17 protein-coding genes are annotated in these 19205 nt (G+C 67.4%); 11 read left to right on the top strand and 6 right to left on the bottom strand.

Annotated elements, in window-relative coordinates; genetic code table 11:
- Positions 1–14: 14 nt before the first annotated feature.
- Positions 15–1340, bottom strand: coding sequence for an extracellular solute-binding protein (locus tag RPIT_RS11295; RefSeq protein WP_077343283.1), 1326 nt, complete (start codon positions 1338–1340; stop codon positions 15–17).
- Between the two features lie 159 nt (positions 1341–1499).
- On the opposite strand from RPIT_RS11295, the gene RPIT_RS11290 reads away from it, so the two are divergent.
- The 8 genes from RPIT_RS11290 to RPIT_RS11250 all read left to right on the top strand — a co-directional run bounded on the left by RPIT_RS11290 (position 1500) and on the right by RPIT_RS11250 (position 10467).
- The gene (locus RPIT_RS11290) at positions 1500–3806 is read left to right on the top strand and encodes a beta-glucosidase (RefSeq protein ID WP_077343281.1); all 2307 of its coding nucleotides are present in this window, start codon (positions 1500–1502) and stop codon (positions 3804–3806) included.
- A 4-nt stretch (positions 3807–3810) separates the two neighbouring features.
- Positions 3811–4803, top strand: coding sequence for an acetylxylan esterase (locus RPIT_RS11285; RefSeq protein ID WP_077343279.1), 993 nt, complete (start codon positions 3811–3813; stop codon positions 4801–4803).
- 216 nt (positions 4804–5019) lie between these two features.
- Positions 5020–6513, top strand: a complete 1494-nt coding sequence (locus RPIT_RS11275) for a methylmalonyl-CoA carboxytransferase subunit 5S (RefSeq protein ID WP_077343275.1) — start codon at positions 5020–5022, stop codon at positions 6511–6513.
- Between the two features lie 8 nt (positions 6514–6521).
- Positions 6522–8078 (top strand): acyl-CoA carboxylase subunit beta, encoded by a 1557-nt coding sequence (locus tag RPIT_RS11270; protein ID WP_077343273.1) that lies wholly within the window; start codon positions 6522–6524, stop codon positions 8076–8078.
- Positions 8079–8088: 10 nt separating this feature from the next.
- Positions 8089–8349, top strand: a complete 261-nt coding sequence (locus tag RPIT_RS11265; protein WP_077343271.1) for a hypothetical protein — start codon at positions 8089–8091, stop codon at positions 8347–8349.
- Between the two features lie 9 nt (positions 8350–8358).
- The gene (locus RPIT_RS11260; RefSeq protein ID WP_077343269.1) at positions 8359–8718 is read left to right on the top strand and encodes a biotin/lipoyl-containing protein; all 360 of its coding nucleotides are present in this window, start codon (positions 8359–8361) and stop codon (positions 8716–8718) included.
- 133 nt (positions 8719–8851) lie between these two features.
- Positions 8852–9991 (top strand): iron-containing alcohol dehydrogenase, encoded by a 1140-nt coding sequence (locus RPIT_RS11255; RefSeq protein ID WP_077343267.1) that lies wholly within the window; start codon positions 8852–8854, stop codon positions 9989–9991.
- A 50-nt stretch (positions 9992–10041) separates the two neighbouring features.
- A complete protein-coding gene (locus RPIT_RS11250) occupies positions 10042–10467 on the top strand; it encodes a GNAT family N-acetyltransferase (RefSeq protein ID WP_162274547.1) in 426 nt (141 codons plus the stop codon).
- 211 nt (positions 10468–10678) lie between these two features.
- Here the strand turns inward: RPIT_RS11250 and RPIT_RS11245 are convergent, their stop codons facing one another.
- Positions 10679–12457, bottom strand: a complete 1779-nt coding sequence (locus tag RPIT_RS11245; protein WP_226996259.1) for an alpha-amylase family glycosyl hydrolase — start codon at positions 12455–12457, stop codon at positions 10679–10681.
- Between the two features lie 154 nt (positions 12458–12611).
- Between RPIT_RS11245 and RPIT_RS11240 the strand changes: the two genes are divergently transcribed.
- Entirely contained in the window at positions 12612–13979 is a 1368-nt protein-coding gene (locus RPIT_RS11240) for an AI-2E family transporter (RefSeq protein ID WP_077343263.1), read from the top strand.
- 280 nt (positions 13980–14259) lie between these two features.
- On the opposite strand, the gene RPIT_RS11235 is transcribed toward RPIT_RS11240, so the two are convergent.
- The 3 genes from RPIT_RS11235 to phoU all read right to left on the bottom strand — a co-directional run bounded on the left by RPIT_RS11235 (position 14260) and on the right by phoU (position 16521).
- Entirely contained in the window at positions 14260–15009 is a 750-nt protein-coding gene (locus RPIT_RS11235) for a phosphoglyceromutase (RefSeq protein ID WP_077343261.1), read from the bottom strand.
- Between the two features lie 41 nt (positions 15010–15050).
- Positions 15051–15788 carry a 2,3-bisphosphoglycerate-dependent phosphoglycerate mutase gene (locus RPIT_RS11230; RefSeq protein ID WP_077343259.1) on the bottom strand — a complete coding sequence of 246 codons (738 nt, stop codon included), beginning with the start codon at positions 15786–15788 and terminating at the stop codon, positions 15051–15053.
- Positions 15789–15855: 67 nt separating this feature from the next.
- Positions 15856–16521 (bottom strand): phosphate signaling complex protein PhoU, encoded by a 666-nt coding sequence (gene phoU, locus RPIT_RS11225; RefSeq protein ID WP_077343257.1) that lies wholly within the window; start codon positions 16519–16521, stop codon positions 15856–15858.
- Positions 16522–16722: 201 nt separating this feature from the next.
- Between phoU and RPIT_RS11220 the strand changes: the two genes are divergently transcribed.
- Positions 16723–17886, top strand: a complete 1164-nt coding sequence (locus tag RPIT_RS11220) for a sensor histidine kinase (RefSeq protein WP_162274546.1) — start codon at positions 16723–16725, stop codon at positions 17884–17886.
- A complete protein-coding gene (locus RPIT_RS11215; RefSeq protein ID WP_077343253.1) occupies positions 17883–18560 on the top strand; it encodes a response regulator transcription factor in 678 nt (225 codons plus the stop codon). Before RPIT_RS11220 ends, RPIT_RS11215 begins: the two co-directional genes overlap by 4 nt.
- A 6-nt stretch (positions 18561–18566) precedes the next feature.
- Here the strand turns inward: RPIT_RS11215 and RPIT_RS11210 are convergent, their stop codons facing one another.
- A complete protein-coding gene (locus RPIT_RS11210) occupies positions 18567–19055 on the bottom strand; it encodes a hypothetical protein (RefSeq protein ID WP_077343251.1) in 489 nt (162 codons plus the stop codon).
- Positions 19056–19205: the final 150 nt, after the last annotated feature.

Genomic DNA, 19205 nt, shown 5'->3' with positions numbered 1-19205 from the left:
GACCAGCCTCCGTGTCAGCCCTTGGCGGCTGCGGACTCCACCGAGGAGACGATGTCCTCGGGGGTGCCCTGGCCGGCGAGCATGTTGACGACGCCTGCGTTGAGGGCGTTTCCGACGTTCTGGCCGAGCATCGTGTCGAGCCAGACGGTCATGTAGGCGGCGTCCGAGTAGGCGCCGAGGATGTCCTGCAGGGCGGGATCGCTGACAGCCTCAGCAGCTTCCGCATTTGCAGGCAACGTGTTGAACGCCTCTGCGTAACCCTCCTGCTGCTCCTTCTCCGCGTAGAAGTTCATGAAGTCTGCGCAGACCTCAGGAGCGTCGATGTGGCAGGAGTAGCCGTCAGCGCCACCCATCATCGCGGTCGGGTCACCCTCGCCGCCTTCGATGGCGGGGAACGGGAACCAGCCGAGGTCGGGCAGCGGCTGCTCGTCGGGGGTGAGCGATGCGATGACGCCGGGGTTCCAGGCACCCATGAGTTCCATGGCGGCCTGCTTGTTGGCCAACAGGCCTGCGGAGCTACCGGCGCCCTGCTGGGCGGACGTCGTCAGGAAGCCCTGGTTGAAGGGCTCGGTGTCGGCGAATTCCTTCAGGTTCTGGCCGGCCTCGAGCCAGCACGGGTCGCTGAAGTCCTGGGCAGCGGCGCCCTCGATGGTCTCCTGGCTGCACTGACGCAGCACGAAGAAGTAGTACCAGTGCGCTGCAGGCCAGGCGTCCTTGCCGCCAAGCGCGATGGGCGAGATGCCCGCTTCCTTGAGCTTGGCGACTGCGTCGTTCAGTTCGTCGATCGTCTCCGGGGTGCCTTCGATCCCGGCCTGCTCGAACAGATCCTTGCTGTAGAAGATGCCGCCGGGCAGCAGCGACGTGGGCAGACCGTAGATCTTGCCGTCGACGTTGAACGTGTTGACGACACCCTCGCCGTAGGCAGCCTTGGTCTCCTCGGAGAGCTTGTCCGTGACGTCCATGATCTGGTTGGCCGCCACCATGTCGGCGAGCTTGCCACCGCCGCGGGCCATGAACAGGTCCGGCGCGTCGCCGGCGTTGAGCGCGGTCTGGAGGCGCCCGTCCATGTCTTCGTTCTGGATGACCTGGATCTCCCAGGAGACGTTCGGGTGCTCCTCGGAGAACGCGGCCGTGGTTTCCTCCCAGTAGGCCTTGCCGGGCCCGGTGGTGGCGTTGTGCCAGAAGCTCAGGGTCACCGGCTCCTGTGCTTCGGTGGCAGACGTGGTCTCGCCGCCGGTGGCCGGGGTCTCGGCTCCTGTGGTGGGGGTATCTGTGGTACCGCCGCCACATCCTGTAAGGATCAGAGCGGCGATAGCCGTTCCGATGAGGGCCTTCTTCATCGTGGTTCCTCCTAGTCAACTTTGACTTTGCAGCATTTGATTGTGCCGTGAGACTAATGATGTACTCTGGAATCGTGGTTGTCAAACGTTTTCGATAACGTTTTCGTAACCACCGCGTCGAGGGACGCGACACATCAGATCAACGGCGATGGAGCTGACATGAACCTCTGGGAGCAGACCGACCGACCCTTCGACGAGCGCGTGGAGGCACTGCTCGACGAGATGACCACAGCCGAGATGGCGGGTCAGCTCGGCGCGTTCTGGCCCCGGCCCAAGGAGCGCAAGGAGGGTGGCGGCGAGGTCGCGCCCATGGAATCCGTCATGTCGAGCGGGGAGTTCGAAGAGGTCAGCCGGGATGGGCTCGGCCACCTGACCCGCGTCTTCGGCAGTGCGCCGGTGGCCGTCGAGGAGGGAGTGGCGAACCTCGCGCGCTTCCAGGCGCAGGTGGTCGAGCGCTCCCGATTCGGCATCCCCGCCATCGCGCACGAGGAGTGCCTGACCGGGCTGACCGCATGGGGGGCCACCGTCTACCCGGCCGCGATTGCCTGGGGCGCCACCTTCGACCCGGATCTCATCGAGGAGATGGCGGCCGCTATCGGGCAGGACATGGCTGCGCTCGGCGTGCACCAGGGCCTGTCCCCGCTCCTCGACGTGGTGCGCGACTACCGCTGGGGCCGCGTGGAGGAGACCATCGGCGAGGACCCGCTTCTGGTCGGCTCGTTGGGCGCCGCCTATGTCCGCGGGCTCCAGGGCGCCGGCGTCGACGCCACGCTCAAGCACTTCGTCGGCTACTCGGCCTCCCGGGCAGGGCGCAACCACGCGCCGGTCAGCATCGGGACGCGCGAACTTGAAGACATCCTTCTCCCGCCGTTCGAGATGGCCGTGCGGGAGGGGGGAGTCGCCAGCGTCATGAACTCCTATTCGGACCTCGACGGTGTCCCGGCCGCAGCGAGCCGTCACCTCCTCACCCACGTGCTGCGCGAGCGTTGGGGCTTCACCGGAACCGTCGTGTCCGACTACTGGTCTGTGAGCTTCCTGCAGGGCATGCACCGCGTCGTCGACGATCTCACCGAGGCGGGCGCGCTCAGCCTGCGCGCCGGCATGGATGTCGAGCTGCCCGAGACCGGCGCCTTCGGGCACCTGGCCGAGGCCATCGACAGGGGCTTGCTCAGCGAGGCCGAGCTGCGCGAGGCCACGCGGCGGGTTCTGCTGCAGAAGGCGAAGCTCGGGCTGCTGGATCCGGACTGGGATCCGCAGACGGCCGGTGCGGCCACCGACCTCGACAGCCCCCGCAACCGGGACATCGCCCGCCGGGTCGCGGAGGAATCCATCGTCCTCCTGGCGAACGAGCAGGAACTGCTTCCGCTGCGAGCCGAGAAGATCGCGCTGGTCGGCCCCATCGCCTCCGACGCGTTGACGTTCCTGGGCTGCTACTCATTCCCCAACCACGTCATGCAGCGCCATCCCGACATGAGCACCGGCCTCGACATGGTCACGCTCGCCGACGCCGTCCGCGCGGAGTTCGCCGACGCCGAGGTGGCCGTCGAGGCGGGTGTGCCCATCCTCGACCCCGACACCTCGGGGATCGCCGCCGCCGTCGAGGCCGCGAAGGCTGCTGAGGTGGCAATCGTCGCCGTGGGGGACAAGGCCGGGATGTTCGGCCACGGCACCTCCGGAGAGGGGTGCGACGTTGTGGACCTGCGCCTGCCCGGCGCGCAGGCCGCCCTCGTCGAGGCCGTCCTCGACACCGGCACGCCAACGGTGCTGCTCGTCGTCTCGGGTCGCCCGTACTCGCTCGGCGCGTTCGCCGACCGTGCGGCCGCCATCGTCCAGGCCTTCATGCCCGGCGCCGAGGGCGGCATGGCGATGGCCGGGGTCCTCTCCGGCCGCGTGAACCCCGTCGGCAAGCTGCCCGTCGGCATCCCGGACCACCCGGGTGGCCAGCCCGGCACCTACATCGCGCCCCCGCTGGGCTGGTTCTCCGACGGCGTGTCCAATCTGGACCCGAGGCCACTCTTCCCGTTCGGCCACGGCCGCTCCTACACCACCTACGAGGTTTCCGGCCTCGAGCTCTCCGCCGACGAGGTCACCACCGACGGCGAACTGACCGTCACGGCCACCGTCACGAACACGGGCGACCGGGCGGGTGCCGAGGTGGTGCAGGTGTACCTGTCGGATCTGACCGGCCAGGTGGTCCGCCCGCTCAAGCAGCTCGTCGCGTACGTGAAGGTGCCGCTGGAGGCAGGGGAGTCGCGCACGGTGACATTCGGCCTGCACACCGACCTGATGAGCTTCACCGGCCTCGACAAGACCCGCATCGTCGAGCCCGGCGCGATGGAGGTCAAGGTCGGCTCCAGCAGCGAGGATCTGCCGCTTGCCGGCGGCTTCACGCTGACCGGTGACGTGCGCGAAGTGGCGGAGGGCCGAGTGCTGCTGCCGACGATCTCCCTGGGTTCCCTAGGCTGAGCGCATGGCATTCTTCGACCTCTCGCCGGCTGAGCTGGCCAGCTACGCACCCGACCTCGACGAGCCCGCGGACTTCGACGAGTTCTGGACCCGCACGTTCGACGAGCACGGCGCCGGCCCGCTCGACTTCACGTGCGAGCCCGTCGAGACGCACCTCACAGTGCTCGACGCCTTCGAGATCAGCTGGCGCGGCTTCGACGGTCACCGGGTGTACGGCTGGCTGGCGCTGCCCAACGGCGTCGACGGGCCGTTGCCCGCCGTCGTGCAGTACACCGGCTACTCCATGGGCCGCGGCATGCCGTTCGAGAACATCCAGTTCGCCGTCGGCGGCTACGCGCAGTTCGTGATCGACGCGCGGGGCCAAGGGTGGCGCAATGGCAGCACCAAGCTCGGCAGCGAGGACCCAGGGCTCAGGACGTCGGGCAGCGTGCCCGGCTTCATGACCGCAGGGGTCCTCAACGCCGAGGGCTACTACTACCGACGCCTGTTCGTCGACGCCGTGCGGCTGGCCGAGGCCGCCGCCGGCCACGATCGGGTGGACGCCGGGAGGCTGTTCGTCACCGGTGGCAGCCAGGGCGGCGCGATGGCGCTGGCGGTGGCCGGGTTGGCCCAGCTTCGTGGCGTGCAGATCGCGGGCTGCGCTCCCGAGGTGCCCTTCATGTGCCACTTCACCAGGGCCATCGGCCTGACCGACGCCTACCCCTACAAGGAGGTCGCCGATTACCTGGCGTCGTACCCTCAGCGGCAGCGCCAGGTGATGCGGACCCTGTCGTACTTCGACGGAATGTCGATGGCCGCTCGGGCGACCATGCCCGGGCTGTTCTCCGTGGGGCTCATGGACCAGATCACTCCGCCGTCGACGGTCTACGCGGCCTACCACCACTACGCGGGGGAGAAGGCGATCGAGGTCTACCCGTTCAACGGGCACGAGGGTGGCACCACGTATCAGCTGAAGCAGATCCATCACTGGCTCGCGGAGCTCCTCGGCGAACGGTAGCCATGATCCAGGACAGGCCGCCCACCGCGGCGGCCCATCGTTTGTCTGCGCCCGGGGGTGGCGAACGTGAGGCCAGCGTACGCAGGGTCGGGCTCGACGTCGCGAAGTACCTAGCCGAGCTGGGCTCCGGGCGGCGGCTTATAACACCAAGGGACGCCCCTGCAATGAGGGGGGTCGCCCTGATCGTGCACTAGGCCCCGTGATTGGATAGACCCCATGAGTGCGCGAAAAATCGGCGTAACGGAGCTGGCTCTCCGGGACGCGCATCAGAGTTTGATGGCAACCCGCATGGCTATGGAAGACATGGTCGATGCGTGCGAGGACATCGACCAGGCAGGCTACTGGTCGGTGGAATGTTGGGGCGGCGCGACCTTCGACGCCTGCATCCGCTTCCTCAACGAGGACCCCTGGAAGCGTCTGCGGACCTTCCGCGAGCTGATGCCCAACTCGCGGCTGCAGATGCTGCTGCGCGGGCAGAACCTTCTCGGCTACCGCCACTACGAGGACATGGTGGTCGAGAAGTTCGTCGAGAAGTCGGCAGAGAACGGCATGGATGTGTTCCGCGTGTTCGACGCCCTCAACGATCCCCGCAACATGGCCAAGGCCATGCAGGCGGTCAAGGATGTGGGCAAGCACGCCCAGGGCACCATCTGCTACACGATCTCTCCCGTCCACACCGTCGAGGGCTACATCAAGCTTGCCGGCCAGCTCATCGACATGGGCGCCGAGTCGATCGCGCTGAAGGACATGGCGGCGCTCCTGCAGCCGCAGCCCGCCTACGACATCGTGCGCGGCATCAAGGAGACCTACGGCGACATCCAGATCAACGTCCACTGCCACTCGACGACCGGAGTGACGCTGGTTTCGCTGATGAAGGCCATCGAGGCGGGCGCCGACGTCGTCGACACCGCGATCTCGTCCATGTCGCTCGGCCCCGGTCACAACCCGACCGAGTCGCTCGTCGCGATGCTCGAGGGCACCGGCTACGAGACCGGCCTCGACATGGAGCGGCTGCTGCGGATCCGCGACCACTTCGCCGAGGTGCGGCCCAAGTACGCCGAGTTCGAGTCGGCGACCCTGGTTGACACCGACATCTTCTCCTCCCAGATCCCCGGCGGCATGCTGTCGAACATGGAATCCCAGCTGAAGGCACAGGGTGCGGGCGACCGCATCCGCGAGGTGATGCTCGAGGTGCCCAAGGTGAAGGCCGACGCGGGACACCCGCCGCTCGTGACCCCGTCGTCGCAGATCGTCGGCACCCAGGCCGTGTTCAACGTCCTCATGGGCCGCTACAAGGTGATGACCGGCGAGTTCGCCGACCTCATGCTCGGCTACTACGGCGAGTGCCTGGGCGAGCGAAACGCTGAGGTTGTCGAGATGGCCAAGGCGCAGGCGAAGAAGGACGTCATCGCCGACCGCCCCGCAGACCACCTCGATCCCGAATGGGGCGCCCTGGAAGCGGCGGCTGCGAAGCTCGAGGGCTTCGACGGCTCGGCGGAGGACGTGCTCACCAACGCCATGTTCCCCGGTGTCGCGCCCAAGTTCTTCGAGACCCGCCACGAGGGACCCAAGAACGTCAGCAAGACCCCAGCGCAGTTGGCCGCCGAGCGCGCCAAGGCGTCGGGCGATCGCCCCGGGATCACCGGCCCTGTCCAGTACAACGTCAAGATTGCCGGCCGCGAACACAGCGTCTCGGTCGAACCGGTCTAAGGAGAACAATGGCTCACCAGTACACGATGGCCGAGCGCCTGGAGCAGCTCGCTGAGCGTCGCGCCAAGGTCGAGGCCGGCGGCGGCGAAGACAAGCTCGAGAAGCAGCGCGCCAAGGGCAAGCTGACCGCTCGCGACCGCGTTGCCGCGCTGCTCGACGAGGGCTCGTTCCAGGAGACCGGCGCCTTCCGGCGCAACCGCACCACCACCTTCGGGATGGACAAGGCGGACATGCCCGCCGACGGCGTGGTCACCGGCTCCGGCTCCGTCCTCGGACGCCCCATCCACATCGCCTCGCAGGACTTCACCGTCATGGGTGGCTCCGCGGGCGAGGCCCACTCCATCAAGGTCACCGAGGCGCTCCGGGCGTCGCTGCAGACCGGCACGCCGTTCGTCTTCATCAACGATTCGGGCGGCGCCCGTGTGCAGGAGGGCATCGACTCCCTCTCCGGCTACGGCAAGGTGTTCTACGCCAACGTCCTGCTGTCGGGTGCCGTGCCGCAGATCTCGATCATCGCCGGCCCCTGCGCCGGTGGCGCTGCGTACTCCCCGGCGTTGACCGACTTCATCATCCAGACCCGCAAGGCCCACATGTTCATCACGGGCCCCGGCGTGATCAAGCAGGTCACCGGAGAGGACGTCACCCAGGACGCACTCGGCGGCGCGGACGCCCACATGGGTCGCTCCGGCGTCGTCCACTTCGTCGCCGACGATGACGAGCAGGCCATCCTGATCGCGAAGAAGCTGCTGAGCTTCCTGCCCCAGAACAACACCGAGGACGCGCCGGTCGTCAACCCCGACGACACGGTCGAGCCCAACGAGAAGTTGCGCGACATCATCCCGGTCCAGGGGAACAAGGGCTACGACGTCCGCGACGTCATCGCCGAGATCGTCGACCACCGCGACTTCCTCGAGGTCCAGGCCGGCTGGGCGATGAACATCGTCGTCGGCTTCGGCCGGGTCGTCGGGCGCACGGTCGGCATCATCGCGAACCAGCCCAGTGTCATGTCTGGCGTGCTCGATATCGACTCTTCCGACAAGGCCTCGAAGTTCGTCCGCTTCTGCAACGCCTTCAACATCCCGGTGCTGAACCTCGTCGACGTCCCGGGCTTCCTGCCGGGCGTGGCGCAGGAGCACAACGGCATCATCCGCCACGGCGCGAAGATGCTCTACGCCTACTCGGCGGCGACCGTCCCGAAGATCACCGTCGTGTTGCGCAAGGCCTACGGCGGCGCCTACCTGGCGATGTGCTCGAAGGACCTCGGGGCTGACAAGGTGTTCGCCTGGCCGACCGCGGAGATCGCGGTGATGGGCGCGGAGGGCGCGGCCAACGTCGTGTTCCGCCGCGAGATCGATGCGGCCGAGGACAAGGACTCCAGGCGTGCCGAGCTCGTCGAGGAGTACCGCGAGACGTTCTCGACGCCCTACATGGCGGCGAGCCGCGGTCTGGTTGATGACATCATCGATCCTGCCGACACCCGCCGTCAGATCGCCATGGCTCTGGAACTTCTCGTCGGGAAGCGCGAAGTCCGCCCGGCCAAGAAGCACGGCCTCGGCCCGGCCTGATCGGATCACCATGGAAGACACGAATCTGCAGGAGCTCCGCGACGCGGTTGCGGCGCTCACTGCCCAGGTCAAGGCACTCGAGGACAGGGTCTCGCAGCTGGAGTCCCAGCACGAGATCCCGGAGTCCGACCTCGTCGCCATCGGCGCCGCAGTCGCGGCGTACTTCGGCCACAAGGCCAAGGTGCGCGCCATCCGCTACGGCTCCCAGAGCCGGTGGGCTGCCGCCTCGCGCGGCCGCGTCCACGACCGTTCCGTCCCGCACGTTCGCTAAGGAAACACAATGAAGCTCAAGGTGACCGTCAACCAGACGGAATACGAGATCGACGTCGAGGTCGAAGAGGAACAGCCCCAGGGGCTGGGCCCGATCGTCATCGGCGTCAACGCAGGCTCTAACCCCATCCCGACGAAGGCATCCGTCAGCGCCGTCAGTTCGAACGCCGTCGTCGCACCGCTGGCCGGCTCCGTGGCACGCATCCTCGTCTCCGAAGGCGACGAGATCGAGGCCGGACAGGTGCTGCTCGTCCTGGAAGCCATGAAGATGGAGACCGAGATCACCGCACCTGCTGCGGGCACCGTGGCCGCCATCCTCGTCGGCCCGGGCGAAGCAGTCCAGGGCGGCCAGGCTCTGATCGAGTTCTGACATCCCAGCGCGACGGCCGCGCGGCGATCCACTCGTCGCGTGGCCGTCGCTGTTTCGCGTTCAAGCGACTGCGAGTCCCGCCCAGATCGCGACATCGCCTGCCTCTCCAGGGCCCTTCTGAGACGCTAGAGGTATGACCGACTTCACGTTCGCGACGGCCGCCAAGATTCGTTTCGGGGCGGGGGCAGCCGCAGAGCTGCCCGCCTTCTCTGCGGAGCTGGGGGAGCGCGTCTTCCTCGTCACTGGGGCCAACCCGCAGCGCACGGAGAACCTTGCCGGGAAGCTGTCGGTGGTCGGCACGTTCGGTGTGGCGGACGAACCCACGTTCAACGACGCGCGTGCCGCGGTCGCCGAGGCCCGCGCCGCGAAGGCCGACCAGGTTGTCGGCATCGGTGGCGGTGCCGTGTTGGACCTCGCCAAGGCGGTAGCGGCCCTCGCGGTCGACGGCGGCGACCCGATGGACCACGCGGAGGTGATCGGAGCGGGACGGTCCATGCCCGCCCGCGGATTGCCGTTCATCGCAGTGCCGACGACGGCTGGGACCGGATCCGAGGTGACCGCCAACGCCGTCTTGACGTCGCAGGAGCATCGAGTGAAGGTGTCGCTGCGCTCGCCGGCCATGCTGGCGAAAGTGGCCGTCGTCGATCCTGAGCTCACGGTCACCTGCCCGGCGGACGTGACGATGTACTCGGGCATCGATGCGCTGACCCAGTGCCTTGAGCCGCTCACCTCCCGCTTCACCAATCCCATGGTGGAGGCGCTCGCGCTCGCGGGCCTTCGCGCCGCAGGTCGGTCTCTTCTGCGCGCCGTCGACCAGGGCGAAGACCTCGAGGCGCGCAGCGACATGGCTTTCTGTTCGCTCATGGGAGGCTTGTCGCTCGCCAATGCCAAACTCGGTGCCGTGCACGGTCTGGCCGGAGTCCTGGGTGGCGTCACCGGGGCACCGCACGGCGCGATCTGCGCGGCGCTGCTGGAACCGGTCACGGCCGGCAACATCGCGGCGCTGCTGGAGCGGGCTCCGAAGCACCTGGCCTTGGCCGGATACCTCAACGCTGCGGAGGCCCTGACCGGGCACCGTCAGATCGAGGCGCTCGGTACCTGGCTGGGGGAGTTGGAGCATCAGTTGGACCTGCCCGGTCTGGACGATCTGGGCCTCGATCGCTTCGACCACGGAGCCGTGGTGGATCAGGCCATGAAGGCCAGTTCCATGAAGGGGAACCCCATCGACCTGACGAGGGACGAGCTGCTGGCCATCCTCGACGCGGCTGCGTGACGGCGATGGGGCAGGCCACCATTCGGCGAGTCGCCCCGTCGGATCCCGACGTGGCGACGCTGCTCGACGAGTACTTCAGCGATCGTGCTGCCACCTGGGCCGGCGAGGGGCTGGGGTATCAGCGCCGCCCCGCCAACCTCAGCGAAGGCGTGATCCTGCTCGTCGACGTCGACGGGTCGACGGCCGGGATCGGCGGGCTCAGGCACGTCCCGAGCGACTCCGGGTCGTGGTGGGAGGTCAAGCACATGTACATCCGGCCCGCTGCGCGCCGGTCCGGTCTCGGCAGAGCGCTGATCGACGCGCTGGAGGCGGAAGCCAGGCGCCTGGGCGCAACCGACCTGGTGCTCGACACTCACCACAGCTTGGTGGCGGCAGTCTCGCTGTACGAGGGGGCAGGCTTTCGCGCAACGGAGGCGTTCAACGACAACCCGAACGCCACCCGTTGGTTCCGCAAACCGCTGTTGCCTCGACCCTGATCCAGGGCTGGTCTCCAGCCCCGGGTCAAACGCCAACCGACAACGCGAAACGCCAACCGACATCCGGTGGTGCCCGCGAGAATAAGCGACGCCCGCGAGATATCGCGGGCGTGGCTGAGGGTCGTCGGCCTTCGGGGCTGTCGGTTGGCGGTTCCGTCTATCCGTTGGCGTTCGCGCTTCTCGGTTGGCGTTACGAGCTCGACGACTGGGGTCAGTTGTCCTGGGAGTAGACCAGTACCGAGTAGGGGCCGACCGACACGTTGCCGTGCCAGTCCATCCCGTCGGCGTCCTCGTGGTAGGCCTCCATGTCGTGGCTCTCGTAGTTGCCGAACAGGCCGCTGTAGATCGTGGCGTCGGAGTTGAAGCGCAGTTTCCAGAGGCCCCCGCTCGGAAGACCCACCCGGCGGTACTCCTGGGGTTCGGCCGACAGGTTGGCCACGACGACGACGTCATCGCCGGGACCGTGATCCAGCCAACGCTGGAAGACCAGCAGGTTGGAGTCCTCGTTGATGTGGTGGATGTTCACGCCCCGGCCGGTGAGGCCACGAGTGACGCCCCAGCGGTTGAGCCGCAGATCGATGAGGTCGGCGTAGAGACGCGCGATGCCGGAGAAGTCGTCGCGGCGGCGCCAGTCCAGCGGAACGTCGTCGCGGAACCAGGCGCCCTCGAGGAACTCCTGGCCCTGGAACATCATCGGGATACCCGGTGACGTCATCACCAGGGCGGCTCCGATGGTGGAGCGCTTCTGGGAGGGCCACCCGGCTGCGTTGTCGGGCTCGATCTCCTGCGGTACGCGGGCGCTCCCGTTGGCCACCTCGTCGTGCGACTCGGTGTAGATGACGCGCTCCAAGGGGTCGCCGTAGTGATGGGCGATGGCGTCGGCGAGGGCCTGGATGGAGCGTTGAGCATCGTCCGGGTTGATGAGCTCGGCGCGCACCGGGTGGACGAAGGCGGCGTCCCACTGCGCGTGGAAGCCGGCGCCGTCGGTGTTGTCCTCGGTGATCAGCGGGTTCTTGTGCAGATCCTCGGCGATCGTGATGCGACCCGGGAACTCGTTGCGCACAGCATCCGTGATGCGTCGCATGAGCGACCATCCCTCGGCGAGGTAGGAGCCCTGGTGGGAGTACATGTGGGGCACCATGTCGAGCCGCAAGCCGTCCACACGGTAGTCACGCAGCCACATGAGGGCGTTGTCGACGATGAAGTTGCGCACCTCTTCGCGGCCGTAGTCGGGGCGGGTGTCGCCCCAGGGGGTTTCCGAACGGTCGTCGTTGTAGAAGTAGATGCCGCCCTTGCCGTTCTCCTGCCAGCCGTCGAAGGCCCAGAGATCCAGATCGGAGGGGCCGAAGTGGTTGTACACGACGTCCTGAATCACGGCGATGCCCCGCTGGTGGCACTCTTTGATGAACTTCTTGTACTCGTTCGGCCCGCCGTAAGCGCTCTCGACCGCGAAGATGTGCGCCGGGTTGTAGCCCCAGGACATGTCGCCCGCGAACTCGGCCACCGGCATGACCTCGATGGCGTTGACGCCCAGATCCACGAGATGGTCGAGCCGGCCGACGGCGTCGGTGAGGTTACCCACCCAGTCGCCCTTGTCCGTGAACGTGCCGATGTGCATTTCGTAGATCACCAGCTCGTGGTGGGGAGGGCAGTTGGCCTGCACGTCCTCCCAGTCGAAGCTGTCGTGGTCGTAGATGACGCCGTTGCCCACCGAGTTGGTCACCTGAAGGGCGTAGGGGTCTACCCGGGAGAAGCTGTTGTCGCCGTTGGTGATCTGGTACTTGTACTCGTGCCCGGGCTGGGCGCCCTTGACGAAGCCGTACCAGTAGCCGTTGCCCTCGTGATCAAGCGCATTGGCGGAGTCGTTCCAGTCGTTGAAATCGCCCACGACGGCGACGCTGTCGGCGTTGGGCGCCCACACCCTGAAGGCGACGCCTCCCTCGGCAGGGATCGCCCCCATCCCAGCGATCGTCTGGAGAGATTCAGTCACGGAGCGTCCTTTCGGAAAACGGGTCAACAGCACATTATGCGCGCTCGGGATATCAATTCGTCAATCAGCTCTGCCGCTACGGGCGGCTGCGCTGCGGCGCACTGAGCATCGGCCCTAGTAGTCTGACTGGGAGTCGTTGGAAGGGGACGCGAGGATGGCAGAAGACGGGGTGGCGCCGCAGCCCGAGGGCGAAGCGACCGGAGCTCTCCCAGAGCACGATCCCAACGAGCCCGTCGACCGGGCAGAGGTCATCGGCTCGGGAATGCGAACGCTCGCCATCTGGTCCGGCTACTTCCTGCTGGTGGCGGCAGCGACGCTGGTGATCGGGTGGGTCTTCAGCAAGTTCTGGGAGGGGCTGCTGCCGGTCGTGCTGGCGCTGCTCGTGGCGTCGGTGCTGTGGCCGGTCACTGCCGCACTCAAACGCATCGGGGTTCCGTACGCACTGGGTGCGGCGATCTCGCTCCTCGGCGGCATAGGAATCTTCGCTGGGCTCATCTCACTCATTGCCCCGGGTGTGGCCAGCCAATGGCCCGATCTGTCCTCGCGCGCAGTGCAGGGAGTGCGTAGGCTCCAGGAATGGGCGGCCGGGCCTCCGCTCAACCTGCGCGACGAGCAGTTGAACGAGTGGATCACCCAGGGTCTCGACTTCCTCCAGGCGCGCAGTGGCGACATCGCCTCACAGGCGCTCAGCCTGGGCGGCAGCCTTGGCAGCGGCGTCGTCACGATGCTTCTGACCTTGGTGCTCACCTTCTTCTTCCTGAAGGACGGCCACCAGTTCCTCGCCCTCGTCCGTCGGGTGGTCGGACGACGAGCCGGGTTCCACGCCACCGAATTGTTGACGCGTCTGTGGCTCACCGTGTCGGGCTACATCCGCACCCAGGCCATCGTCAGCTTCGTGGACGCGCTGTTCATCGGCCTCGGTCTGCTGGTGCTCGGCGTCCCGCTCGCATTCCCGCTCACGGTCCTGACCTTCATCGCCGGGTTCATTCCGATCGTTGGCGCTTTCACGGCGGGCGCTCTGGCCGTCCTGGTGGCCCTCGTCTCGAATGGACTGACCACAGCGGCCCTCGTGCTCGGCCTCATCATCCTGGTCCAGCAGATTGAGGGAAATGTCCTGCAGCCCCTGCTCCAGTCGAAGGTCATGCAGTTGCACCCCGTCGTCGTGATGCTGGCAGTGCTGCTGGGCGCCGCATGGTTCAACATCATCGGCGCGTTCCTCGCGGTGCCGGTGGCTGCGGCGATCGCCGTCTTCCTGCGCTACCTGGGAGATCTCATCGACCTGCGTACCGGGGAACGCTCCTCCGACGACATCGACTGGGCCACCGACGACGGCAAGTCCGTCGGCTGGGAATGGGAAAAGGCCGCTGTCTTCTTCAGGGCGATCCTGCGCAAGAATCGGCCGGACAACAGCGGGGACGCTGTCCTCACAGACGCCGGCGCGGGCCTCGACGAGGCGGAGCGCGCCACGATCCGCAGCCGGCTGCGACGGCTGGCACGTCGACGCAACACCCACGACGCCTGATCCGATTGATGGCGGCTGCCTGCGCGTGCAGACCGTCCGTCGAGTCGGTCCCTGAGCAGTGACGAGCGCTCGCGCGAGGAACGTCCGTCGAAGGGTTACGGCCCCGTTCCCTACCGCCGCCCCGACCGCTAGGGCGGCGACCACAGCCCTGGCCGTAACGACAAGCTCAGGGGCCAGGTTCCTGAGCAGTGATAACGACACCGCTCCGTCTAACGACGCCGAAGGGCCCCGGCCGTGAGGCGGGGCCCTTCGAGTGGTGATTATCAGAGTGGACCGAGAGCTACTTCTTGCCCTGGTTCTTGACGGCCTCGATGGACGCCTTGGCGGCTTCGGGGTCGAGGTAGCGTCCGCCCGGCGTCACCGGCTTGTAGTCCTCGTCGAGCTCGTAGTAGAGCGGGATGCCGGTGGGGATGTTGAGGCCGGCGATCTCCTCATCGGAGATCCCGTCCAGGTGCTTGACGAGAGCCCGGAGCGAGTTGCCGTGGGCGGTGACGAGCACCGTCTTGCCCTCGGCGAGATCGGGGACGATGTGCGCCTCCCAGTAGGGCAGGAGCCGTGCCACGACGTCCTTGAGGCACTCTGTACGGGGGCGATCGGCCTCGGGGATGTCGGCGTAGCGCGGGTCATGGTGCTGGCTGAACTCGTCGTCGACGTCGATCGGCGGCGGGGGAGTGTCGTAGCTGCGGCGCCACAGCATGAACTGCTCCTCACCGTACTGCTCGAGCGTCTGGGCCTTGTCCTTGCCCTGGAGGGCGCCGTAGTGACGCTCGTTGAGGCGCCAGTGGCGGCGCACCGGGATCCAGTGGCGATCGCAGCCGTCCAGGGCGATGTTCGCCGTGTGGATCGCGCGGCGGAGCAGGGACGTGTGCAGCACGTCGGGGAGCAGGCCCTCGGCCTTGAGCAGCCCGGCAGCGGCCTCGGCCTCACCGACGCCCTTTTCGTTGATGTCGACGTCCACCCAGCCGGTGAACAGGTTCTTGGCGTTCCATTCGCTCTCGCCATGGCGGAGCAGGATCAACTTCGCGGTCATGGGACAACCCTACAGCCACGGTGCCGGCCGGTAGGGAGGGGTCAGGTGCCGCCCTCGGCCGCCACAGCGGCCGCCGCACGCTGCGCGACGTCCGGATCGAGGTAGCGCGGGGAGCCGGGTCGGCCGTCGGAGAACTCCAGGGTCAACGGATGACCGGCCGGGATGTTGAGGTCCTCCACCTCCCGGTCGCTCAGCCCGAGCACGACGTCGGCCAGCGCGCGCAGGGTGTTGCCGTGGGCGACGACGAAGACGGTGCGGCCTGCGACCAGGTCGGGGTGTACATCCTCGTCCCACCAGGGGCGGACCCGCTCGATGACGTCTGCCAGGGATTCCCCCACCCCGGCAGGGAGCGAGCCGCGCTCGGCCACCGGCGCAGGATCGGTCCAAGAGGCCACCTGCTCGGCGGTGGCGTGAGGTGGGCGACCGTTGATGGTGCGGCGCCATTCGTGGAAGGCGTGGTCGCCATAGCGGTGGCGGGCCTCCCTCTTCGGTAGGTCGGTGAGCACGCCGTAGGCCCGCTCGACCAGCCGCCACGTCGAGCGCGGATCGAAGTCCTCCAGACCCAGGTGGGACAGGAGCAACTCAGTGGTGCGGAGCGAGCGCAGCATCGTCGATTGCCACACCACGTCGGGTCGAAGGTCGGCTCCTCGGATGAGGTCAGCCGCGACCGCCACCTGCGCCTCACCAGCGGGGGTGAGGCCGGCGTCGAGCAGCCCGGTGAAAACCTGCTGTGCGTTGTAGGTGGACTCGCCGTGGCGGAGCAGCATCAGGGTTCCCATGGGGCCATTCTTCCTGACGCTCCGCCCAAGCCGCTCGAGGCGACGCGGTCAACCATGGCCAGACGCGTCAGGCGTTCGGCCAGTCCTCGCCCTCCGGAACCTGGCCCGTCATGATGTAGATGACTCGACGGCCGACGGCGACGGCGTGGTCGGCGAAGCGCTCGAAGTAGCGTCCGAGCAGCGCGACGTCGACGGCGCCTTCGATCGAGATGTCGGAATCCTCGCTCAGCATGAGGGTGAACTGTTCACGACGCAGCTCATCCATCCGGGAGTCGATCTCGGCGAGCCGGTGGGCACCCTTGACGTCGCGTGCCGCCATCGATAGCCGGGCGAGATCGATGATCTCGATGGCGATGGACGCCATCTCCCTGAATCCGGCCTCGAATCGCTCGGGCACTGCAGTGGCGGGGTAGCGGAGTCGGGCGATCTTGGCCACGTGCGCGGCAAGGTCGCCCATGCGGGCCAGTTCGAACACCACGCGGATGGCGGAGACGATCGTGCGCAGTTCGCCTGCGACCGGGGCCTGGAGCGCGAGCAGGGAGAGGCACTTGTACTCCATCTCCTCGTGCATGCGGTCGAGTTCGATGTCCTTGCTGATGACCGACTCGGCGAGGCCGAGATCGGCGGACAGCAGGGACTCCGACGCGTCCCTGATGGCCACTTCGACGAGCCCGGCCATGTGGACGAGGCTGTCGAGGATCGAGTCGAGTTCCTCGTGGTAGCTGGTGCGCATGGTGGGCTCCTCTATGAGACGGGCAGAACAACAGGCAAGTCTAGCCGGGGCCGACTCTCTGAGGAGGTTTCCAGCGCGGTCCAACGGGCGTGTTGACTGCGGGTGACGATCGGGTGAACGGGGCGTGAAGTCTCGGGGCACGGGCTTTGGTGAGTGCGATCGGTGGCCAGGGGCACCAGCCCGGACCATATGATGATCGACATGCACCCCGCCCTCGCAGGCCTCATCGGCGCAGGTCTGGCTCTGACCTGCTGCCTGTTCGTCTATCTGGTGTACCGCGGGCGCGAGGGGTGGCGTCAGCTCGAGGCGCAGCGGCAGGCCGAGAAGGCGTCTGCAGAGCTCCGCGACGTGTTGTCCACCGTCGCATCGGGCGCGCTCCTCGTGGGTCCGCACGACGAGATTCTGATGGTGAACGAAGCGGGGGAGGCGCTCGGACTGGCGCGCGGAAACCGCGTCGGTTTCCCGGAACTGCTGGATCGGGTCAGGGCGGTGCGCAGCTCGGGGGAGCAGTACCGAGGGCCGATCGTCCGGGCCGCACACCCGGGCGTCGAGGGACTTGAGCTCGCCGCGCGGGTCTCACCGATGGTGGATGACAACGTACTGGTCATCGCCGACGACGAGTCCGCCCAACGCCGCGTCGACGCCGTCCGCCGAGACTTCGTCGCCAACATCTCGCACGAACTGAAAACCCCGATCGGTGCCGTGAGCGTTCTGGCGGAGGCCATCGAGGCGGCCAGCGACGATCCGGAGTCGGTCCAGCGCTTCGCGACCCGAATGCAGGTCGAGGCCGCACGGCTGGCTGAGCTGGTCAATCAGATCATCGACCTGTCCCGCCTCCAATCGTCCGATCCGATGCTGACGCGCGAGCTCGTCGCCGTCGACGAGATCGTCAGTGAGGCGATCGCGCGGTCCCAGGAGCGGGCCAACAAGCGTCACGTGAACCTGATTCTCGCCAGCACCGCCCGAGTGTCGGTCATGGGCGACCGCTGGCAGCTCGTTGACGCCGTCAGCAACCTGGTGCAAAACGCCATCAACTACTCCGACGAGCGGGCCAGGGTCGCGGTGAGCGTCATTCCCACCACCGTTGACGGGGTGCCCGTCGTCGAGATCAAGGTCTCCGACAACGGCATCGGTATCAGGCCGGAGGACCAGGAGCGCATCTTCGAGCGGTTCTACCGGGTCGACTACGGACGCTCGCGGCAGAGCGGCGGCACGGGGCTGGGCCTGTCGATCGTGCGCCACATCGCAGTGGCCCACGGCGGGTCCGTGCGCGTCTGGTCCCGACCCGGCCAGGGCTCCACCTTCACCTTGCAGCTACCCGCCCACCCGGGCGATCAACCCGACACGGAGGAATCCAGTTCATGACGCGCATCCTGATCATCGAGGACGAGGACTCCTACCGCGACGCCACCAGCTTCATGCTGCGCAAGGAGGGGTTCGAGGTCGCCACCGCGGCCGACGGCGCCGAGGGACTCGCCGAGTACGACCGTTCGGGCGCGGACCTCGTCCTGCTCGACCTCATGATGCCGGGCATGTCGGGCGTCGAGGTGTGCCGGCAGCTCCGGTCGCGGGGGAACGTCGCGATCGTCATGGTGACGGCGCGGGACTCGGAAGTGGACAAGGTGGTGGGTCTGGAGATCGGTGCCGACGACTACGTCACGAAGCCGTTCAGCCACCGGGAGCTGGTTGCCCGCATCCGGGCGGTGCTGCGTCGGGGCCAGGACCAGGTGCTGCTGCCCGAGGTGGTTGAGGCAGACGGCGTGCGCGTCGACGTGGAGCGCCACCAGGTGACCGTCGACGGGGTGGAGGTGCGCTTCGCGCTACGCGAATTCGAGCTGCTCGAGCTGCTGCTGCGCAACGCCGGCCGGGTGATGACCCGCGGCCAGCTGATCGACCGGATCTGGGGCAGCGACTATGTGGGCGACACGAAGACGCTCGACGTCCACATCAAGCGGCTCCGCAGCAAGATCGAAAAGGACCCTGCCAACCCGCAGCGGCTGATCACCGTGCGGGGGCTCGGCTACAAGTACGAGGGGTGACCGGGGTCAGGCCCTGGCCTGTTCCCACGCCTCGACGAAGTCCGAGTGCTCGGAGGAGTAGACAGGCACGAGCATGTCGACGGCGCCGCCGTCGGCCAAGTTGACGGTGACATCAGCGAGACGACCCACCGTGAGCCCTTCGGCGGGGAAGGAACTGTCGGTGCCGTCGATCAACACTGTCTGACCCTTGGGGATGTCCACCTCGAACGCCAACTCCTGAGGCTCGCCGTAGGTGCCGTCGGGCTGCTCGGGCGAGTACGTGATGCCAGTGACCTGAGTGTCCTCATCGCGGGAGGCGATGCCCCCGAGCAGAACGGCGTCGCTGCCGTCGGTGAGGATCAGAACATTGCGCAGTTTGACCCCGCCCAGGTCCTCCTGGACGCCGGCGGCCGGCGGAGCGTCGTACTGCCACTGTCCGGCGGTGCACGCACTAAGCGAGACGGCGATGGCCGCGGACGCGACCGCAGCGACCAGTCGGCTGGGGCTCTTGCTCATGGATCCTCCGGGTGGGGGCGTAGGTGTGCCCATCCTAACCATGTGCACGGGCGTTGGCGACGCGCTTTCACGGTCGGGGTGCTTCGCCCGGAAATGGACCCTGGGCCCGGCGCAGCCTCCCCTGGTAGGATGGGCCATTAGAAAGGGGTC

This window comes from Tessaracoccus flavus (assembly GCF_001997295.1).
Classification (GTDB): domain Bacteria; phylum Actinomycetota; class Actinomycetes; order Propionibacteriales; family Propionibacteriaceae; genus Arachnia; species Arachnia flava.
Note: the sequence above shows the minus strand (reverse complement) of the source record. Positions and strands in the feature narration are given on the sequence as shown.